Below are 18,426 nucleotides of genomic sequence, written 5' to 3' on the forward strand. Positions count from 1 at the left end.
TGCGCCCGGGTTGTTCGAGACGCCGTTGCTCGGGGGGTTGCCGGAGGCGGCGCGGCCGGGGCCGTCGGCCGCCGGCGCGACGCACCTCGGTCGCCGGTGAGGATCGCCCGGGACCGTGCGGTGGGCGGGAAGTGGCCCGGGACGAATCGGATATGCGGCATTTGACCTGTGGGGCGAATCACGCCCGCCGCGGGTGCGGGCGTTCGCAGCGGTGGGCAAAGGCGCGTTCGCGCGACGCTACCCGCGATGCCGATGTGACGAGCGGGGCGTAGGTGATCGATTCCGGGCGTTCGGTATGGACGGCGACCCGGGGCCACTGTCACGCATTTCCATCGGATCCGGCACGGAACGCCAACTACGGTCCTTTCCGTAAGGGATCATCTACATTGCGCTCAACCGCAAATCGGATATTCGACGTCTATCCGACACGGACTTGTGATCTACGTCCGGGCCTGCTTAGCGTTCGATCCGTCCGTATCCCACACGGACCCCGATCGCCGGTACGCCGAATCCTGTCGCCGGCCGTTCGGGAGGCTGACGAGCACCACACGACAGGAGCGGGGGAACCACAGGTGAACCGCCGCGAACGGCCCCGATCGAAACGATCGGACGCCGCGAACGGCTTGGGGTGAAGCCACGTCCTTCGGGATGTGGCCGGGCTATCGATCTCCGGCCCGAATCCGACAGCTCACCTCGTAGGCGTGGGAGAGGATCCAGCCATGCTGTCCGGAACCGGGCGTCATCGCCGTCGCAGCACCAGTAGGACCACGCGTCTGATCGCCGCGGCGGGTGTCGCCGGAGTCGGCGTCGCCATGCCGATCATCGGCGCGGGCACGGCCCAGGCCGCCTCCGTGAGCACCTGGGACAAGGTCGCCCAGTGCGAGAGCACGGGCAACTGGCAGATCAACACCGGCAACGGCTTCTACGGCGGCCTGCAGTTCACCCAGAGCACCTGGAACGAGTTCGGCGGCACGCAGTACGCCGCGCGGGCCGACCAGGCGACCAAGGGCCAGCAGATCGCGATCGCCGAGAAGGTGCTCAAGAGCCAGGGCCCCGGTGCCTGGCCGGTGTGCTCGGTCAAGGCGGGCCTGACCCGAGGCGGCGCGACCCCCGACGTGGACACCGGCTCCTCGGCCGGCAAGACCGCGCCGAAGTCGACGCCCAAGACCGAGACTCCCAAGGCCGAGACGCCGAAGAAGACGGTCGCCGCGCCCAAGATCGAGGTCAAGACCGAGGCGCCCAAGACCGAGACGCCGAAGACCGAGACGCCCAAGACCGAACCGGTCGCCAAGGCGGACTCCGCCGCCACGTCGTCCTACGTCGTGGTCGCCGGCGACACGCTCTCCAAGATCGCCGGCGCCGCGCATGTGCCCGGCGGTTGGCCGAAGTTGTACGAGGCCAACAAGAGCGTCGTGGGCGACAACCCCGACCTGATCTTCCCGGGCCAAAAGCTCGCGGTCGACGGCAAGGCCGCGCCGAAGATCGAGGTGCAGAAGCCGGAGACCCCGAAGACCGAGGCCCCGAAGGCGGAGACGCCGAAGACGGAGACCGCCAAGCCGGCCACGCCGAAGACCTCGGTCAAGACCGAGGCCGCCAAGACCGACTCCAAGCCCGCCTCGGCGAGCACCGAGAAGGCTTCCGGCTCGTACGTCTCCCCGGTCTCCGGCGCCACGCTCACCGCGAGCTTCGGCACCGGTGGCTCGCGTTGGTCCAGCGGCAGCCACACCGGCCAGGACTTCGCGGTCTCGACCGGCACCACGGTGCGCGCGGTCACCTCGGGCACCGTCGTGTCGGCCGGTTGGGGCGGCGCGTACGGCAACGAGGTCGTCATCCGGCACGCGGACGGCAAGTACACCCAGTACGCGCACCTTTCCTCGATCTCGGTCAAGGCCGGGATGAAGGTGCAGACCGGCCAGAAGATCGCGCTCTCCGGCGCGACCGGCAACGTGACCGGCCCGCACCTGCACTTCGAGGTCCGCACCACGCCGAACTACGGCTCCGCGGTCAACCCGATGACGTGGCTTCGCAGCCACGGCGTCAACGTCTGATCCACCGCTCTCCCGCGCCGAACGGCGGGCGTTCCCCTCGGGGAGCGCCCGCCGTTCGCGTGTCGGGGCGGGCGGCGTCCCGGTCGGCCCGGCCGGGTGCCGGGGGGCGCGGTCAGGACGGCCGGGCGGTGCGCAACGTGCCGTCCGGCCCGAGCCACAGGGCGACCGGCGCTCCGGCGCCATCCGACGCGAGGGTGGGACCGACCGCGACCGCCGGCTCGTCGAGCACGAGCGCCGCGCCGGCCGGCCCGACCAGGACCGGGCGGCCGCGGTCGTCCCGGGTGCCCAGGTCCGTGGTGCCGTCCGGCCGGGGCAGCGGGTACAGCGCCTCGTAGCCCGCGCCCGCGCCGCGCGAGGCACCCGGCGACCAGGTGCCGGGCCCGACTTCGAGCACACTCGCGATCTCCGCGGTGCCGGCCCGCCGGTAGGCGACGCCGATCCGACCGTCGGCGCCCACCGACGCCGCGGGCGGGCCCACCGGCCGCTCGGCCGCGATCGTGCCGGGCGGGCCCGACCGGTCGCCGATCACGTCCCAGTGGCGGATGCCCTCGCGGGCCGTGCCGAAGACGCTCACCCCACCGTCCGGGCGGGTCACCGCACTCAACCCCTCGACGATCTCGCCGCCGCCCAGGTCCCGCCAGGGGGACCACGCCTCGCTGCCGGCCGGCCGGAAACGGGTGCTGATCCCCTTGTCCCGATTGCGCACGAACACGTGCAGCCCACCCGTGCCGTCGGCCTGGACCACCGGTGCGCCCGAGCCGCGTTCGCCGTCGTCGGGGCTGCCCAGGGCCCGCCATGGGCCCAATGTGCCGCCGGGCGTCGCCTCGGTCGCGGTGACGATCTCGAACCGGTCCCGATCGGCACGCCGGGCGCCGCCGATCCGCAGCGCGAACACCGCGATCCGACCGTCCGCCGTGCGTACCGCGGCCGGCCCCGGGGCGAGTTCGCCGTCGCCGGGACCGGGCATCGACCGCGCCGGGGACCAGGTCGCGGCGCCGACGCCGTCCTGGGTCCAGCGGGTGACCCGGCCGCCGAGCACCGCCCACGCGGTCAGCCGGCCGTCCGCGCCGAGCACCGGCCGGGGACCGGCGTCCGGGAAGCGATACGTGGTGCTCTGCGGCCAGTTGCTGCGCGCGGCGGTGTCGCGCACCTTGAGATCGCCGCAGTCCACCCGTCCCGGGCAGTACCGCACCCGGTCGGTCCAGCCGTACACCCGGGTGATCCCGTCCTTGCGCTCGCGGGCCTCGGGCGCGAGATTGTGCGGCCAGCGCTCGTTGTAGTAGCCCCGGTAGGCGATCGCCGCCGCGTTCGCGGCCGGCCGCGTGTCGTTGTACCGGCGCAGCGCCTCCCAGGTGAACCGCGCGGCGGCGGTGTGGTCCTGGTGGTCCGAGACGCCGCCGTTGTCCGCGTGCGCCGGGTGTGCCCGGTCGTGCCGTTGTCGATCGGGGTCCGGGTCGAGCGTGCGCACCACGGTCGGCGTCTGGGCCCGCATCAGATCCGCGAGCGAGTCGATCAGACCGTCCCGGGTGTACGCGTACGGCCCGCCGGCCGGTTCGTCCCGGGCGGCCAGCGTGTCGAGTTCGCGTTCCGTGCCGTTCCACAACGTGCGCAGCCGCCCGTGCGCGCCGATGCCCTCCTCCTTGCGGGTGTTGAGGAACACCAGCTTGATGTTCGGGGCGTCCACCAGGTGGTCGAGTTCGGCGTGCGCGCCGTCGCGCAGCCGCACGCTGTGCCGCTCCCAGCGCGCCGCACGATCCCCCAGCGCCATGAACGCGTACGCGGCGCGCGAGCCGTTGTTGCGCGCGGCCGCGTACGCCGACGAATCCGGGCGTCCACCCGGCCCATTGCGTCCGTCCGCCTCGCCGGCGGTGAGAAAGACCGTCACGCTGTCCGTGCCGGCGCGCACCGCCCGATCGACGTCGGGGTTCATGAAGTAGAGGTCGTCGTCCTGATGCGCGACCACCTGCATCACCGCGCCGGTCGGGCCGGACCGCGGCGCCAGGGTCTCGATCCCGATCGGCGAGGTCGGCGCGTGATACGGGGGCGACCCGTAGGGCCCGGTCACCTTCACCACCGCGAGCGCGAAGCCGAGCGCCAGCACGCCGACCACCGCGGTGAACCTGCCGGTGCCGGGGATCATCGCCATCTCGGCCGGGGCCTTTCTGCTGTGCCGTCGCGGGCGGACCGCCTCATCATCGCCGGTCGGCGACCGCGACCCGCACCCGGCACATCCGGCGCACGGCCGGCGTGGCCGCGCGACCCGTGCGCCGGATCGCCCCCGCGCTCAGCGCGCCCGTGCGCCGCCCGACCCCGCGGTGCGCGGCTCGGCCGCGGCGGGCAGGCGGGCCGGCACCTTCCCGCCTGCGGCCCCGGACCCACCGGACCCACCGGGGTCGGCGGCCGGACTGCCCGCGCCCGAGTCGTTGTTCGTCGAACCGGGGCGGCGGTCCGGCAGCGACTTGGCGCCCTCGGGAGTGACCCGGGTGGCGCCGATGTAGTCCGGCTTGTCGATCGGGCCGAACTTGATCACCGTGCCGGTGTAGGGCGCGTGGATCATCTGGCCGTTGCCGACGTACATCCCGACGTGGTGGATGCTGCGCGGGTCGCCCAGGTCGGTGGCGAAGAACACCAGGTCGCCCGGGAGCAGTTGGTCGCGGGAGGGATGCCGGCCGGCGTTCCACTGGTCGTTGGCCACCCGGGGCAGCTTGATGCCCACGGTGTCGTAGGCGGCCTGGGTCAGCCCCGAGCAGTCGAACCGGCCGCCGTCGGCCGCGGTGCCCTCGCCGCCCCACAGGTAGGGCGTACCGAGCTTGGTCTGCGCCCAGTTGACCGCACCGGCCGCGAGCGCCATCGGCTGCAGCGGGGTCTGCACCACGCCGAAGCTCTGCTCCAGCGAGCGGATGGACTTCACGTAGTCCTGGGTCTGGGTGTACGGCGGGATGCCCTTGTACTGCATCACCCGGTACGCCCCCGCGTTGTACGCGGCGAGCATGTTGTTGGTCCGGTCCCCGGGCACCGAGGCGACATATTTGGCCAACGAGCAGTCGTAGCGCGCGGCGGCCGGGATCGCGTCGGCGGGATCCCACGGACTGGACTTGCCGTCCCCGTTGCCGTCGGTGGCCCATTCCGGCCACGTGGTGGGCATGAACTGGGCGATGCCCTGGGCCCCCACGTTGCTCACCGCGTTCGGGTCGAAGCCGCTCTCCTGGTAGAGCTGCGCGGCCAGCAGCGGCGGCGAGATCTCCGGGCACAGCCGGCCCCACTTGTCGATCGCCGCCGCGTACGCGGCGGGCACCGTGCCGGGCGCGAGCGTCATCGAGCCGCCGGCCCCGGTCTGGCTGCCGGACGCGGATTGCATCGCACCGACGCCTACAGTGAGAAGACCGACGAGACCGAAGGGGACCGCGAATGCGATGCCACCGGCCACCCAGGCTTTGCGCATCGCAGGCACCCCCGATTCTCCGCGGCCGGGACGGGCCGCGACGGACACTCCGAGCACATTGTGCGCGCCGAGATTGCTCAGCGCAATCACCCGTGATACACACAGTGAGCAGACACACTTGCCGAGGTGGTAGCCCGATCGGCTTCCCCACAGCACAATAAACGAACGACCCACTCCTCCGGTCGAATGCGACCGGAGGCAACCAAAAGCCCGACCTCGGGGGCGGTGAACAACGTGTTTCTTGGCGAAGGCAACGGCGGCAACGGCGACATCAATACGATCATCGGCGGCATAGCTCCGAACTGGGGCCCGTTCGCAAGGCTGGGCGGCGAAGCCCGGATCATGGTCGAGGTGATCATGGCCGTGGCCCTGCTGCTATGCCTGGCCATTGCGATCTGGGGCGCTGCGAAGCAACGCATAGGAGCCACCGCGATGCGCGACACGTTCAGCGCGGAGCAGGGCAAGGGCCTCATCATCGCCGGTCTGACCGGCGTCTTCATCATCGGATCGCTCGGGACGCTGTTCACGATTGTGTACGGAATGGCGATCTAGACCGATTCGCACCCTGCCGTCCTCAAGGTGGCGAATCCCGTGGTGTTTTGTCCCGGGCGCGGCGCACTTCGGTGCGCCGTGCGCCCCGAAAACGGAATGCCCCATTCCGCATTCGAGGCAAAGCAGCAATTCGGGTCCCTTTACCGGACAATCGAGCCTGTGTTCACACATCGGTACGGCGCCACCGGAATGAGTTCCCGTCTGGGAAGATCGTTCCGGCTGCAACCGAACCCGGCGGTACTCCGCCCCCGGGGACTGTGTTGTGCGCGCAGGTCGTCCGTATCTTCCGGCCTGCCGCGGTGAGGGGGGACAGGCCATGAACGACGAGGAACCCGCCACGCGTACCCGGCTGCCCAGACCCACCTCCTCACCGGAGAGTCCGCAGCCCAGGCGCAACCCCATACTGTCCGGGATCGGCGTCGTCGTGGTGATCGCCGTGGTCATCGTGTCCCTGCTGTTCGCCGCGAACCGCTCCGACCAGGACGGCGGCTCGACCGCCAAGGACACCGGGCAGACCTCCCCGGCCGACTCGTCGAACCCCGGCGGACCGCCGCTGTCCGCCGCGCAGTTGCCCGACCGCACCGAGTCCGGCGTGCCGGTCGGTTACCCGCAGACCGCGGAGGGCGCCCAGTCGGCGGCGGCCAACTTCGTCGTCGCGTACGGCTCGGACCGGATGTTCCGGGCCCAGCCCCGGGCCGCGATCATCGCCGCGATCACCGACCCGGCGATCCGCGACGGTCTGCTCGCGCGCGTCGACCAGGTGTTCCGCGCGCAGACCGCGACATTCGGCCTTCAGCCCGACGGAAACCCGCCCAAGGGCCTGACCTTCGTTTGTCGGGCCGTGCCGATGGGCACCAAGTCCGTTGTCTTCACCCCTGCTTCGGCGACGGTGGAGGTCTGGAGCGTGGGCGTGGTGGGCCTCGCCGGGCCCGACTCCACCAAGCCGGTGGCCGAGGCGTGGAACACCACCACGATGAAGATGTCGTGGGTGTCCGGCGACTGGAAGCTGGTCGAGTTCAGCCAGAAGGAGGGCCCGACTCCGGTCTCCGGATTGCAGGATCCGTCCAGCGCCAACGACATCGCCAAGGCCGACGGGGAGTTCGGGGAATTGCGCCATGCACGCTGACCGGGGACGCCGCAGCCTTCGCAACCGATTCCCGACCCTGGGCGGGACGCTGACCGCAACCGCGGCCGTCGTCGTGCTCGGCGCCACGCGCGCCTGGGCCGAGCCCACACCCGGCGCCACACCGGGCGCCACACCCGGGGCGACGCCCGGCGCGACCGCACCCGCCAACAAGCCGGAGTGCGAACTGCTCACCGGCCCGGCCAAGGACATCTGCAACAACGGCGGTCCCGGCGCCCCGGGCGGCGGCACGCTGGGCACGGTCACCGACCCGCTCGGCTCGATCGCCAAGGGCTGCGCCGACGCCGCGACCTGGATCATCGACAAGCTGGCCGGCGCGGTCAACGACACCACCCAGGTGGACTTCACCAACCCCGGATTCCTGCGCCAGTACGCCGTGGTGTTCGCCGCGTCCACCTTCCTGACCCTGATCCTGTGGATCCTGGCCGTCGCCAAGCGCGCCGTGCGCGGGGTCCCGATCGGCACCGCGATCAGCGAGGCGATCGGCTATCTGTGGCTCGCGGTGATCGCGTCCGCGTTCACCCCGTTGATCCTCTACTTGGCAGTCTCGATGACCGATGCGATCACCGCGGCCATCGCGACCGGCACCCAACAGGACACCAACAAGTTCCTCGGCGGCTTCTCCAAGGCGCTCGATCCCGCGAGCGATCTCGGCGGCGGGCCGGTGATGCTGATCTTCGTGTCGCTGCTCTCGATGGCCGCCGCGGCCGTCCTGTGGGTCGAACTCCTGGTCCGCGCGGCGATGTTGTACGTCGGCGCGATCCTGGGCACCGCGGTGTACTCGGGGCTGGTGGACAAGGCGATGTGGCACCACGTGCGCCGCTGGGCCGGGATCATGATCGCGGTGCTGCTCGCCAAGCCCGTGGTCGTGATCGTGCTCGGGCTGGCCACGGCGGTCACCTCCGGCGGCAAGGACGACGCGTTCTCCTCGGTGCTCTCCGGCCTGGCGATCCTGTTCCTGTCCATCTTCGCCAGCGTGCTCATCTACCGATTCGTGCCCAGCATCGGCGACGACATGGCCGCGCTGCACAGCAGTCGCAAGGCGATGCAGTCGGCCGGTCCCGCCTCGATGGTCAACGGTCCGGCCACGTACATGAAGCAGGGCATCCAGGCACACGCCTCACGGGGATCGACCGGTTCCGGATCTGCCCCGGTGACCGCGAACGCCGTATCGTCGGGCATTGCGGCCCATGGCACCAGGGGCGGAGGATCGGGCGGCGCCCCGACACCGGCACCACCGCCTCCGGCCAATCCCGCGGCAACGCCTCACGCGAGGAACGGTAAAGAGTAATGACTACGCAACCGGTCGCCCGACGCCGCACCTTCTTGATCGGCAAGGCCAAACCCTCGGCGGTGATCGGCAAGAACCGCGAGCCCGGCGAGATCTTCCTGATCATCGCCGCCGGTGGACTCGCGCTGCTCTGGGGCCTGTTGGTACCGATCCTGCCACTGCGCATCGCCGGTCTGGTCGGCTTCCCGGTGCTCGCGTTCGCCGCCGTGTACATGCCGTACAAGAAGCGCACGTTCTACCGCTGGTGGGAGATCAACCGCACCTACAAGCGCACCCTCAAGCGCGGCGCCACGTATCGGTCGGCCGTCACCGAGGCGGGCACCAAGCTGACCGGGCAGGGCGTCGCGGTCGGCGCACCACCCGGGGTCGGTCGGGTGGCCTGGGCGAGCGTGCCGTTCGGTCCGGACGATCTGACCGTGCTGATGCACCTGGAACGGCGTACGGTCACCGCCGCGATCGAGATCGAGGGCCCCGGCGTGGGGCTGCGCGACTCGGAGGACCAGGAGGCGCTGGTCGAGCGGTTCGGCACGCTGCTCAAGCACGTGGCCAACGGCGACGGCTTCGTCACCCGGCTCCAGGTGCTGGCCCGCACGCTGCCGGCCGACCCGGACGCGCACGCCAAGGACGTGGCCCGACGCGGCGACCACCAGGCGCCGATGTGGGTGCAGGACTCGTACGAGCAGCTCCAGTCGATGGTGTCCACGTCGTCCGAGCAGCACCGCGCCTACCTGATCGCGTGCATGCACTACACCCGCGAACTGGCCGCCGAGGCCAATGTGATGGGCAAGGGCGACAAGGGCATCGGCGTGGTGATGGCGCGTGAACTCACCGATGTGTGTGCCCGGTTGACCGAGGCGGACATCCGGGTCCGGCAGCCGCTGAACGAGGCGCGGCTGGCCTCGCTGATCCACTCGATGTACGACCCCGAGCACCAGATCGACGCGTTCGAGGGCATGCAGGCGCGTTACGCGTGGCCCGCCGAGTTGGACGCGACGCACCCGAACTACCTGGAGGCCAAGACCCGCGAGTCGGACTCGGCCGAACCGTGGTGCCACGCCACCGCGTGGATCAAGGAGTGGCCGCTGACCCCGGTCGGCGTCAACTTCCTGGCCCCGCTCCTGGTGCACACCCCGGACGTGATCCGCACCGTCGCGGTCACCATGGACCTGGAGCCCACCGATATCGCGATCGAGCGCATGCTCACCGAGAAGACCAACGACGACGCGGACGCGGCCCGCGCGGCCAAGATGAACCGGGTGGTCGACCCGCGCGACATGGCCCACACCGGCCGGGTCGACCAGCGCGGCGAGGACCTGGCGGGCGGCGCGGCCGGGGTGAACATCGTCGGCTACATCACGGTGTCCTCGCGCAATCCCGACCAACTCTCCCGGGACAAGCGCACCATCCGCGCGTCGGCGGGCAAGTGTTTCCTCAAACTGGAGTGGTGCGACCGCGAGCAGCACCGCGCGTTCGTCAACACGCTGCCGTTCGCGACGGGGATTCGAAAGTGAGCGTCGGCGGTGTCGCCGCGGACGGGACTGATGGGGTGATCACGTGTCGGGTGTGATGTCCGCGTTGACCCAAGGATTCTCCGGCATCATCTTCGGCCGGGGCGAGACCCAGCGGTTGCCGGTGCGCACGTCCACCGGCCAGGCCCAGGCGGTCTACCTGCCCACGGCCGCACCCGGGCTGGGCGACTCGGGCGTGATCATCGGCCGCGAGGTCTACTCCGGCAAGGGCTACATCTACGACCCGTTCCAACTCTACGGTCAGCAACTGCCCGCGCCGCACTGGCTGGTCCTGGGCGAGTCCGGGAACGGCAAGTCGGCGCTGGAGAAGACGTACGTACTGCGCCAATTGCGCTTTCGCGACCGCCAGGTGGTGGTCCTGGACGCACAGGGCGAGGACGGCGTCGGCGAGTGGAACCTGATCGCCGAGGCGCTGGGGGTCAAGCCGGTCCGGCTGGACCCCAACGACTTCTCCGGGGAGGCGGTGCGGCTCAACCCGCTCGACCCGGCGATCGCGGTCACCGGGCAACTGGCGCTGCTGCGCACCATCATCGAGGTGGCGATGGGCCACACGTTGCAGGAGCGGGCCGGATACGCGCTCAAGGCCGCGCACACGCACGTGATGCGCACCGTGCACGGGCGGCAGCCGATCCTTCCGGACATCGTCGAGGCACTGCGCAATCCGACCCCGGAGTCGTGTGAACTGCTCAGCCTGGACGTCAAGGACGTGCGGGTCTGGGGCCTGGACGTCGCGCTGGTCCTGGACCGCCTCACCGACGGCGACCTCAAGGGCATGTTCGAGGGGCCGACCACGGACGGCATCGACCTGGACTCGCCGCTGATCATCTTCGACCTGTCGCACATCGACCGGAACTCGATCGCGATGCCGATCCTGATGGCGATCGTCGGCGTGTGGCTGGAGCACACCTGGATCCGGCCGGACCGGGTCAAGCGCATCTTCCTGGTCGAAGAGGCGTGGCACATCATCAACAGCCCGTTCGTGGCCCAGTTGTTCCAGCGCCTGCTCAAGTTCGGCCGGCGACTGGGTCTGTCCTTCGTCGCGGTGGTGCACCACCTCTCCGACGTGGTGGACGGTGCGGCGGCCAAGGAGGCGTCCGCGATCCTGAAGATGGCCTCGACCAGAACCGTGTACATGCAGAAGGCGGACGAGGCGCGCGCGACCGGGAAGGTGCTCGGTCTGCCCAGGTGGGCGGTGGAGATCATCCCGACCCTGACCCCGGGCATCGCGGTCTGGGACGTCAACGGCAACGTGCAGGTGGTCAAGCATCTGATCACCGACACCGAACGGCCGATGGTCTACACCGACCGCGCGATGACCGAGGACGCGGTGGAGGAACGAGTGCGTGCCGAGGCGGCGTTGGCCGACGATCCGGCGGCCTAGATGGGGTCCTACGGACACCCGCCGCACCCGCGTGAGCCGACGCCGGGTCGGGCGCCCGCGCAGGGCGTCCCGGACGGCCTGCTGATCGCGGGCCTGCTGCTGTTGGTCGCCGGCACCGCGGTGATCTGGCTGTCCACGGGGCTGGCCGCGCTGGCGAGCGGCAAGGACTGGCCGGACGAGGTCGGTTACAAGAACTCGGCGCTGGCGATGCGCTCGCTGCTGGGCGATCCCGACGATCTGCCGCACGCGTGGCCGGACACCCCGCCGGGGCAGTTGCCCTCCCCCACCGCGTTCTGGTGGTCGTTCGGCGTCGTGGTGCTGCTCGTGCTGGTCGCGGTGGGTTGGGTGTTCTGGTGGTGGTTGCGCCGGGCGAGCGCGAAGGCCGCGGCGCGGGCGGCCGGCGCGGAATCGGCGAATTCAGTTGCCCCGAAACGGAATCAGCGGCTCCCGGACGGGGAATGATGCGCATGCGTGTCTCTGCCGAGGGCGCCCCTTGATCGTGGCCGGGCCTGGTCGCCGCGTGGCCGTACGGTGACCCGGCGATCGGCCCGACCCACCATGTTCGTGGCCGCATGGCCCTGTGGGGGGTTTGGCTTGCGGGGGCGTTCGGTTCCGTGGGGTGGCCTCGAACGCCGGCCGGGCTGAAGGTGCTTGCGGAGGTCTCGGATGCCGGGCGGACCGAAGGCGGGTAGGCGTTCGGTTGCTTACGGTGGCCTCGGGTGCCGGACGGGCCGGCGTTTGGTGGCGTGAGGTGGCCTCGGGCGCCGGACGGGCCGAAGGCGGGGCTGCGTTCGTCGGTGGCCTCGGGTGCCGGGTGGGGTCGAGGCGGGGCGGCGTTGGGTTGCTTGGGGGTGGGCGGGGTGGGGTCAGTCCGTCCAGGTCATGCATTCTTCGCAGCGGTAGGCGCGGGGGCCGGACTTGTATTCGACCTTGTCGGATTTGCGGTAGTACTTGCAGGCACGGTTCTTGCAGACGATCGGGTGGCCGTCGACCGCCTCGGTCGGTAAGGGGACCGTGTCGTAAGTGCACGGCGTGGGTGGGAGCTTCTTGTAGTAACCCCCGGTGGCGGGCAACGCGGTCGGGTCGAACGGTGCGTACGCGGCCCCGTCGGAGATCCCCTCGGACACGCTCATGCGCAACTCCTTCGTCTCCCGGCCGTGTGCCGCATGTCGCCGCACGTTAGCCGAGAATCGGGGACGGGACGGGTGATTCGGGACGGTTTCCGCCCGAAGGGTCGACGGGGCCGCAGGATTCAGCCGCGCGTGGTCGGGCCGACCGCGCGGTGTTGCACGGCGATCGCGGCGAGCACCAGGGCGCCGCCGAACAGCCGCTCCGGGCCCAGTCGTTCGCCCTGGAGGAAGGCGGCGAGCACGGTCGCGGTCAGCGGTTCGAGCAGCACCGCGACGATGCCGCCGCCCACGTGCGTCCGGCCGAGCGCGGTGAAGTAGGCGACGTACGCCCCCGCGGTGGGCACCACGCCGAGGAAGAGCACCGCGCCCAGGGTGTCGGCGCGCATCGGCACGGCCATCCCGACCACCAGCCCCGCCGGCAGCAACAGGCCGCCGCCGAACAGGAATCCGAGCCCGGTGGCGGTGACCCGGTCGAGCCCGGGCAGGTCCGGCCGGGTGTCCAGCGTCAACACCGCGAACCCGCCGGCGGCCACCAGCGCGAATCCGATGCCGACGAGTGCGCCGCGGTCGCCGCCGACGGGTGAGCCGAGCAGCAGGGCCAGGCCCAGGGCGGCCGCGGTCAGGCTCGCGATCGCGATCCGTCCGGGTCGGCGGCGCTCCAGCACGGCGGAGCCGATGGTGACCATGATGTGCACCGCGACCATGGTGGTGAGCGTGGCCAGGCTCACCGACGTGGCGAACACGGCCGCGAAGTAGGCGGCCTGGAACACCGTGAACAGCGCGCCGAGGCCCGCGATCCGGCCGAGTTCGGCCCGGCTCGGGCGACGTACCCGAAGCCGCCCCGAGGCGAGTGCGTAGGCGGTGATGAACACACCGCCGAGAAGCAGCCGATAGGCCGCGACGGCCACCGGATGCAGCCCGGCTCGGGTGGCCAACAGCGAACCGGCGATGCCGCCGGTCCCCCACAGGACTCCGGCGAGGACGAACAGATCGAGCCCGGATCGGGTATCCCGGGCAGCGTGCAGGAAGGTACGAACAGACATGGGAATGCTCCGACTTCGACGCCTACAGGGCAACGTCGGAGCGGGGCGGCACCGGTTCGGGCCAGGCCGAGCAGGGGCCGCGACCCGGGACTACCGGATCGGACCCGGGGACGCCCCGCTCAGTGGCGGGGCGGCGGGCAGATGGACCAGGCGTGGTGCATGGGCTACACCCTAGGGCGTGTCTTCGATCCCGGCGGGGGATCGAGGACACGTCCCGGGCCCGGCCGGAGCGGTCAGACCCATTCCAGCAGGCGGGCCGCGTGTGCCCGCACGGGGCACGGTGCGGGCACGCCGCAGTCGCACCCGCCGGAGGCGACCGGTCGGTGACGGATCAGCGTGCGGGTGACCACCATGCGGTACTCGAGCAGCGGATCCTCGGCCGGGCGCGGGGACCTCGGTCGCGGCGCGCGCAGGACGCGCGGAGCCGGCCTGGACAGGCCCGCGGGCAGCGGTCGGTCCAGCCGCTCGATGTCGGTCCGTTGCCTCGGAATGCGCAGTCGCATGTATCCGGTCTCTTTTCTTCAGGTGTCCCGCCGTGGCGTGCACCCGAACGTGGCAGCGCTCGGGCCCGCCGGATCACTCCGTGTCCAGGCGCCCGCCCGCGTCCGGCTGGGATTCCTCGACCCGTGCCAGCATGCCGCGCAGACCGGCCGCGAGCGCGTGCCGCTCGGCCGGACCCAGGTCCTGGAGCAGGGCGGCCTCGAAGACCGCGGCCTCGCGGACCACCCGCAGCCAGACATCGCGACCGGTGCCGGTCAACTCGACGATCACCCGCACCCGGTTCTGCTCGTCCCGGGTCCGGGTGACCAGGTCCTCGGCGACCATGCGGTCCAGCCGGTGCGTCATCGCGGCGGGCGTCAGGCCCAGTCGGCGGGCCAGGTCACCGGGGCTGAGCCGGTAGGGGCGCCCGACCAGCACCAGGGCCTTGAGCACCTCCCACTCGGCGTTGGTGATGCCCAGAGCGGTGAGTTGGCGGCTGTACGCGACGCTCATCCGGCGGTTGAGTTTGGACAGCGCCGCGACGATCGTCTCGACCTGCGGATCCACCTCGGGGAATTCGCGCTGGAAGACGGCGAGGTATTCCTCGATGTCGCCTTCGTCCGCCGTTGGCGGCTCGGCCCCCTCTGTCATGCCGGGCAGTATCCCATCTCCGACCCGCTCGATCGTCGCCTTGCGCGCCGACGCCGGATAAGCATTGGACGGCAACGCTATAGATCCGTATAGTTTAGCTCTGAAGTCTTCAGGCTTGAGGACTCGGACTCATCGGATCAGGCACGGCAGCGACGCCGGCGTGGGCCCGGGCATGCGCCCGGCCGCCCCCGGCCCGCCCGCCTCGACGCGGATACAGGCGACCCCCTCGCCGGACTCGGGCATGCCCCGAGGCCGCCCCGGGGCGGGGCGGCCGCTTTCGCGCGCCCTCGGATGCCCGAGCCGGGCCTGTCGACCGATCCCCCGCGAGTCGGAGCAGCCGGCCCGCGCGACCGGTAGTCGGGAGGTGTGTGATGGCGACCCAAGGCGCTTTGCGTCGGATCCAACTCGGGAACGCGCTCAGTGCGTTCGGCAGCGGATTCACGGTGCCGTTCCTGTTCGTGTACGTGACGCGGGTGCGACACCTGTCGGCCGGTCAGGCCGGCCTGATGTTCAGCGTGCTCGCGATCGCCGCGCTGTGTGCCCTCCCGATGATCGGTCCGGCGATCGACCGGCGCGGCCCTCGCCCGGTGGTCGCGATCGGTTCGGTGGTGGCCGCACTCGGCGCGCTGACCCTGGGCCTGGCCCGCGGCGAGGCGCTGGTCATGCTGGGCGCGGCGCTGCTCGGCGCCGGTGTGGCCGCGATCCAGCCCGCGCTGGCGACGATGATCGTGCGGTGTACGACGTCGCTCACCCGCGCTCGCGCGTTCGCGCTCCAGTTCACCTTCAACAACCTGGGCCTGGGCATCGGCGGGTTGATCGGCGGCATGATCGTCGACCCGTCGCGGCCGGCCAGCTTCACCCTGCTGTTCGCCGTCGAGACCGTGATGTTCCTGGTGCTCGGCGCGGTGTGCGGCACGGTCCGACTGCCTGCGCTGCCGGCCGCGCCGGCCGGGACGGTGCGCGGCATGGGCTTTCGGCATCTGCTGAAGAACCGTGCGATGGTCCGGCTGTGTGTGGTCAGCGCGGTCATTTTCTTCACCTGCTACGGCCAGTTCGAGTCGGGCCTGGCCGCGTTCGCGACCGAGGTCAGCCGGATCTCGCCGAGCATGCTGGGTGTCGCCCTCGCGGCCAACACCGCGGTGATCGTGCTGGGTCAGCTCACCGTCCTGCGGATCACCCAGCGCCGCCGGCGCAGCACGGTGATCGCGGCGACCGGCCTGGTCTGGCTGCTCGCCTGGATCGTGACGGCGATCTCCGGCCTGGTACACGACGACAAGGTCGCGGCGGCGGTCACCATCATCGCCACGTTCGCGCTCCTCGGCGTGGGCGAGTCGTTGCTCGCACCGACCCTGGGCCCAATGGTCGCGGACCTGGCCCCCGCACACCTGCTCGGCCAGTACAACGCGGCCCAGTCCCTGGTGAAGCAACTCGCCATGGCCGCGGGCCCGGCCTTCGCCGGCGTCATGGTCGGCGCCGGCCTCTACGGCCCCTACCTGGCCGCCCTGATGGCCTGCTCCCTCCTGATCACCCTCCTGGCCCTACGCATGCGCCACACCCTCAACCCCACCCAAAACGGCCTCCTCATAGCCGAATCCACCCCCCACCCCATCCCCAAGCCCCTCACCCCAGCCGGCGCATAAACCCAACCCGGCCCGGCCGGCACCCCCCTCAGCCCGGCCGGGCACTCGGGCCCCTCAGCCCGGCCGGCACCTGATCCCCCTCAGCCCGGCCGGCGCTTGAGGCCACCCAGCCCCGCCGGCGTTTGAGGCGAATCAGCCCGGCCGGCACATGAGGCCAAACCAGCCCCGCCGGCGCTTGAGGCGAAACAGCCCGGCCGGCGTTTGAGGCGAATCAGCCCGGCTGGCGCTTGAGGCCACCCAGCCCCGCCGGCGTTTGAGGCGAACCAGCCCGGCCGGCGTTTGAGGCCACCCAGCCCCGCCGGCGCTTGAGGCGAACCAGCCAGGCCGGCGCATGAGGCCAAAACCCCCGGTCAACCCAACGGGAACTCGCACCAGACCGTCTTGCCTTCATCCGTGAGCCGACTCCCCCACGACTTCGCGATCGTCGCCACGATCGCCACCCCCCGCCCACTCTCGTCGTCCGCCGCAGCCCGCCGCCGCCGAGGCACGTGATCGTCCGCGTCGGAAACCTCGACGATCAACCGCCGATCGGTGCGCCGAAGGCGCAACCGCATCGGCGCCGCCCCATGCGTGAGCGCGTTCGCCACGAACTCGCTCACCGCGAGCACGCCCATCTCGCGCAGTTCCTCGCCGACCTGCCAACTCGCCAGCACCCCCGACGTGAACGCCCGCCCGCGCGCGGCCACCTCGCTGCCGCCCAGCAGGTCCAGCGACGCGGTCCGGAACAGCCGCGCCTGGGCCCCCTCGCGGCGCGGCAGTTGCAGCACCAGCATCGCCATGTCGTCGTCGTGTTCCTCGGGCAACTGCATGTGCGCGATCAGGTGGTCGCGAACCGCCTCGGGTTCGCCCACCGACGACAACAACGCGGCGCCCAGCGTGTCGATGCCCTCGTCCAGGTCCTCGCCGCGGCGCTCGACCAGGCCGTCCGTGTACAGCACCACGGTCGAGCCCGGATCGAGGGTGATCCGCCCGGAGGTGTGCGGCCAGCTCGCACCGGTGCCCAGCGGCGGCCCGTTCGCGTCGTCCAGCTTGTGGATCACGTCCTCGCCGTCGCGAACCAACGGCGGCAGATGGCCCGCCGTCGAGTAGGTCAGCACGCCCTCGCCCGGGTCGTAGACCGCATAGGCGCAGGTGGCGATCTGGGTCGCGTCGATCTCCATCGCGGTCTCGTCGAGCAGTTGCAGGATCTCGTGCGGTGGCAGGTCCAGCCGCGCGTACGCCCGCACCGCCGTACGCAGTTGGCCCATCACCGCGGCGGCGCGCACCCCCCGGCCCATCACGTCGCCGATCACCAGCGCGGTGCGGCCCGCGCCCAGGGTGATCACGTCGTACCAGTCGCCGCCGACCGCCGCGTCGGTGCCGCCGGGCAGATACTTGGCGGCCACGATCAGGTCGTCGGGGTTCTCCAAGCGCTGTGGCAGCAGGCTGCGTTGCAGGGTGACCGCGGCCTGCCGGTGCCGCCGCTCGCTCTCCCGCAGTCGGTCGGTGGCCTGGACCTGGTCGGTGACGTCGACCGCGAAGACCAGCACGCCCCGGGTGTCGCCGCCGCGGCCGGCCGCCTCGGGACGGACCGGCGTGCAGACGAACGTGTAGTAGCCGTGCCTGCGCTCGCTCTCCGGCATGCCCGGGTACGTCTCGCCGCGATGGTCGACCCGCCGGGCCCGCACGGTCCGCCCGCGCCCGGTCCGATAGACCTGATCCATCAGCGTCAGCAGCCCGTGCTCGGCGAGTTCGGGCAGCGCGTCCCGGGCCGGCACACCCGCTCTGCGCGCGCCGAAGACCGCCCGGTAGGCGTCGTTGACGTAACACAGCTCGTGGTTCGACCCTCGGGTGACCGCGATCAACGCGGGCGCGTGGGCCAGCACGTCGCGCAACGGGAAGGTGTCGTTCGATTCCTGGCTGCGTGCCGCCGGCACCGAGCGGCGCCGGTCACCGGCCAGCCGGGCGCCCCACCGAGTGATGTTCAACCGCTCGCTTCCTAGAGAGTTCGTTCACGCAAAGCGCATGGAGGTTTACCGCAGGTGACATCACCAGTGTGGGCGAAAGTCGGCCGTGAGGGAATCACACCCCGAGGCCGGGCCCCCGTTCGGGGTAC

At 71.2% G+C, this 18,426-nt stretch carries 15 protein-coding genes and 1 riboswitch; of the genes, 8 read left to right on the forward strand and 7 right to left on the reverse strand.

The window, feature by feature from the left end; genetic code table 11:
• The first annotated feature begins 493 nt into the window (after positions 1-493).
• Positions 494-715: riboswitch (cyclic di-AMP (ydaO/yuaA leader) on the forward strand.
• Positions 716-719: 4 nt separating this feature from the next.
• Positions 720-2,048 carry a transglycosylase family protein gene (locus ABZ374_RS17795; RefSeq protein WP_360311933.1) on the forward strand — a complete coding sequence of 443 codons (1,329 nt, stop codon included), beginning with the start codon at positions 720-722 and terminating at the stop codon, positions 2,046-2,048.
• A 112-nt stretch (positions 2,049-2,160) separates the two neighbouring features.
• Here the strand turns inward: ABZ374_RS17795 and ABZ374_RS17800 are convergent, their stop codons facing one another.
• Positions 2,161-4,194 (reverse strand): PIG-L family deacetylase, encoded by a 2,034-nt coding sequence (locus tag ABZ374_RS17800; RefSeq protein WP_360311935.1) that lies wholly within the window; start codon positions 4,192-4,194, stop codon positions 2,161-2,163.
• 138 nt (positions 4,195-4,332) lie between these two features.
• On the reverse strand, positions 4,333-5,490 hold the full coding sequence (locus ABZ374_RS17805) for a bifunctional lytic transglycosylase/C40 family peptidase (protein ID WP_360311937.1): 1,158 nt from the start codon (positions 5,488-5,490) through the stop codon (positions 4,333-4,335).
• A 225-nt stretch (positions 5,491-5,715) separates the two neighbouring features.
• Between ABZ374_RS17805 and ABZ374_RS17810 the strand changes: the two genes are divergently transcribed.
• From ABZ374_RS17810 to ABZ374_RS17835, 6 genes are all read left to right on the forward strand, one after another.
• Positions 5,716-6,042 (forward strand): hypothetical protein, encoded by a 327-nt coding sequence (locus ABZ374_RS17810; RefSeq protein WP_360311939.1) that lies wholly within the window; start codon positions 5,716-5,718, stop codon positions 6,040-6,042.
• A 316-nt stretch (positions 6,043-6,358) separates the two neighbouring features.
• Entirely contained in the window at positions 6,359-7,168 is an 810-nt protein-coding gene (locus ABZ374_RS17815; RefSeq protein ID WP_360311941.1) for a hypothetical protein, read from the forward strand.
• On the forward strand, positions 7,158-8,477 hold the full coding sequence (locus ABZ374_RS17820) for a hypothetical protein (RefSeq protein WP_360311943.1): 1,320 nt from the start codon (positions 7,158-7,160) through the stop codon (positions 8,475-8,477). Before ABZ374_RS17815 ends, ABZ374_RS17820 begins: the two co-directional genes overlap by 11 nt.
• Positions 8,477-9,988, forward strand: a complete 1,512-nt coding sequence (locus ABZ374_RS17825; protein WP_360311945.1) for an SCO6880 family protein — start codon at positions 8,477-8,479, stop codon at positions 9,986-9,988. The genes ABZ374_RS17820 and ABZ374_RS17825 overlap by 1 nt, the downstream gene beginning before the upstream one ends.
• 43 nt (positions 9,989-10,031) lie before the next feature.
• Positions 10,032-11,387 carry an ATP-binding protein gene (locus ABZ374_RS17830; protein WP_360311947.1) on the forward strand — a complete coding sequence of 452 codons (1,356 nt, stop codon included), beginning with the start codon at positions 10,032-10,034 and terminating at the stop codon, positions 11,385-11,387.
• Complete coding sequence (locus ABZ374_RS17835) at positions 11,388-11,849, forward strand: hypothetical protein (RefSeq protein WP_360311949.1); 462 nt, start codon at positions 11,388-11,390, stop codon at positions 11,847-11,849.
• 404 nt (positions 11,850-12,253) lie between these two features.
• Here the strand turns inward: ABZ374_RS17835 and ABZ374_RS17840 are convergent, their stop codons facing one another.
• The 4 genes from ABZ374_RS17840 to ABZ374_RS17855 all read right to left on the reverse strand — a co-directional run bounded on the left by ABZ374_RS17840 (position 12,254) and on the right by ABZ374_RS17855 (position 14,691).
• Positions 12,254-12,520 carry a hypothetical protein gene (locus tag ABZ374_RS17840; RefSeq protein WP_360311951.1) on the reverse strand — a complete coding sequence of 89 codons (267 nt, stop codon included), beginning with the start codon at positions 12,518-12,520 and terminating at the stop codon, positions 12,254-12,256.
• A 119-nt stretch (positions 12,521-12,639) separates the two neighbouring features.
• The gene (locus ABZ374_RS17845; protein ID WP_360311953.1) at positions 12,640-13,560 is read right to left on the reverse strand and encodes a DMT family transporter; all 921 of its coding nucleotides are present in this window, start codon (positions 13,558-13,560) and stop codon (positions 12,640-12,642) included.
• Positions 13,561-13,793: 233 nt separating this feature from the next.
• A complete protein-coding gene (locus ABZ374_RS17850) occupies positions 13,794-14,063 on the reverse strand; it encodes a hypothetical protein (RefSeq protein WP_360311955.1) in 270 nt (89 codons plus the stop codon).
• A gap of 73 nt (positions 14,064-14,136) precedes the next feature.
• The gene (locus ABZ374_RS17855; RefSeq protein ID WP_360311957.1) at positions 14,137-14,691 is read right to left on the reverse strand and encodes a MarR family transcriptional regulator; all 555 of its coding nucleotides are present in this window, start codon (positions 14,689-14,691) and stop codon (positions 14,137-14,139) included.
• 371 nt (positions 14,692-15,062) lie between these two features.
• On the opposite strand from ABZ374_RS17855, the gene ABZ374_RS17860 reads away from it, so the two are divergent.
• Entirely contained in the window at positions 15,063-16,331 is a 1,269-nt protein-coding gene (locus ABZ374_RS17860) for an MFS transporter (RefSeq protein WP_360311959.1), read from the forward strand.
• A 350-nt stretch (positions 16,332-16,681) separates the two neighbouring features.
• Here the strand turns inward: ABZ374_RS17860 and ABZ374_RS17865 are convergent, their stop codons facing one another.
• Positions 16,682-18,298, reverse strand: a complete 1,617-nt coding sequence (locus ABZ374_RS17865) for a SpoIIE family protein phosphatase (RefSeq protein ID WP_360311961.1) — start codon at positions 18,296-18,298, stop codon at positions 16,682-16,684.
• Positions 18,299-18,426 lie beyond the last annotated feature (128 nt).

The sequence above is a fragment of the Embleya sp. NPDC005971 genome (assembly GCF_040629175.1).
GTDB lineage: Bacteria > Actinomycetota > Actinomycetes > Streptomycetales > Streptomycetaceae > Embleya.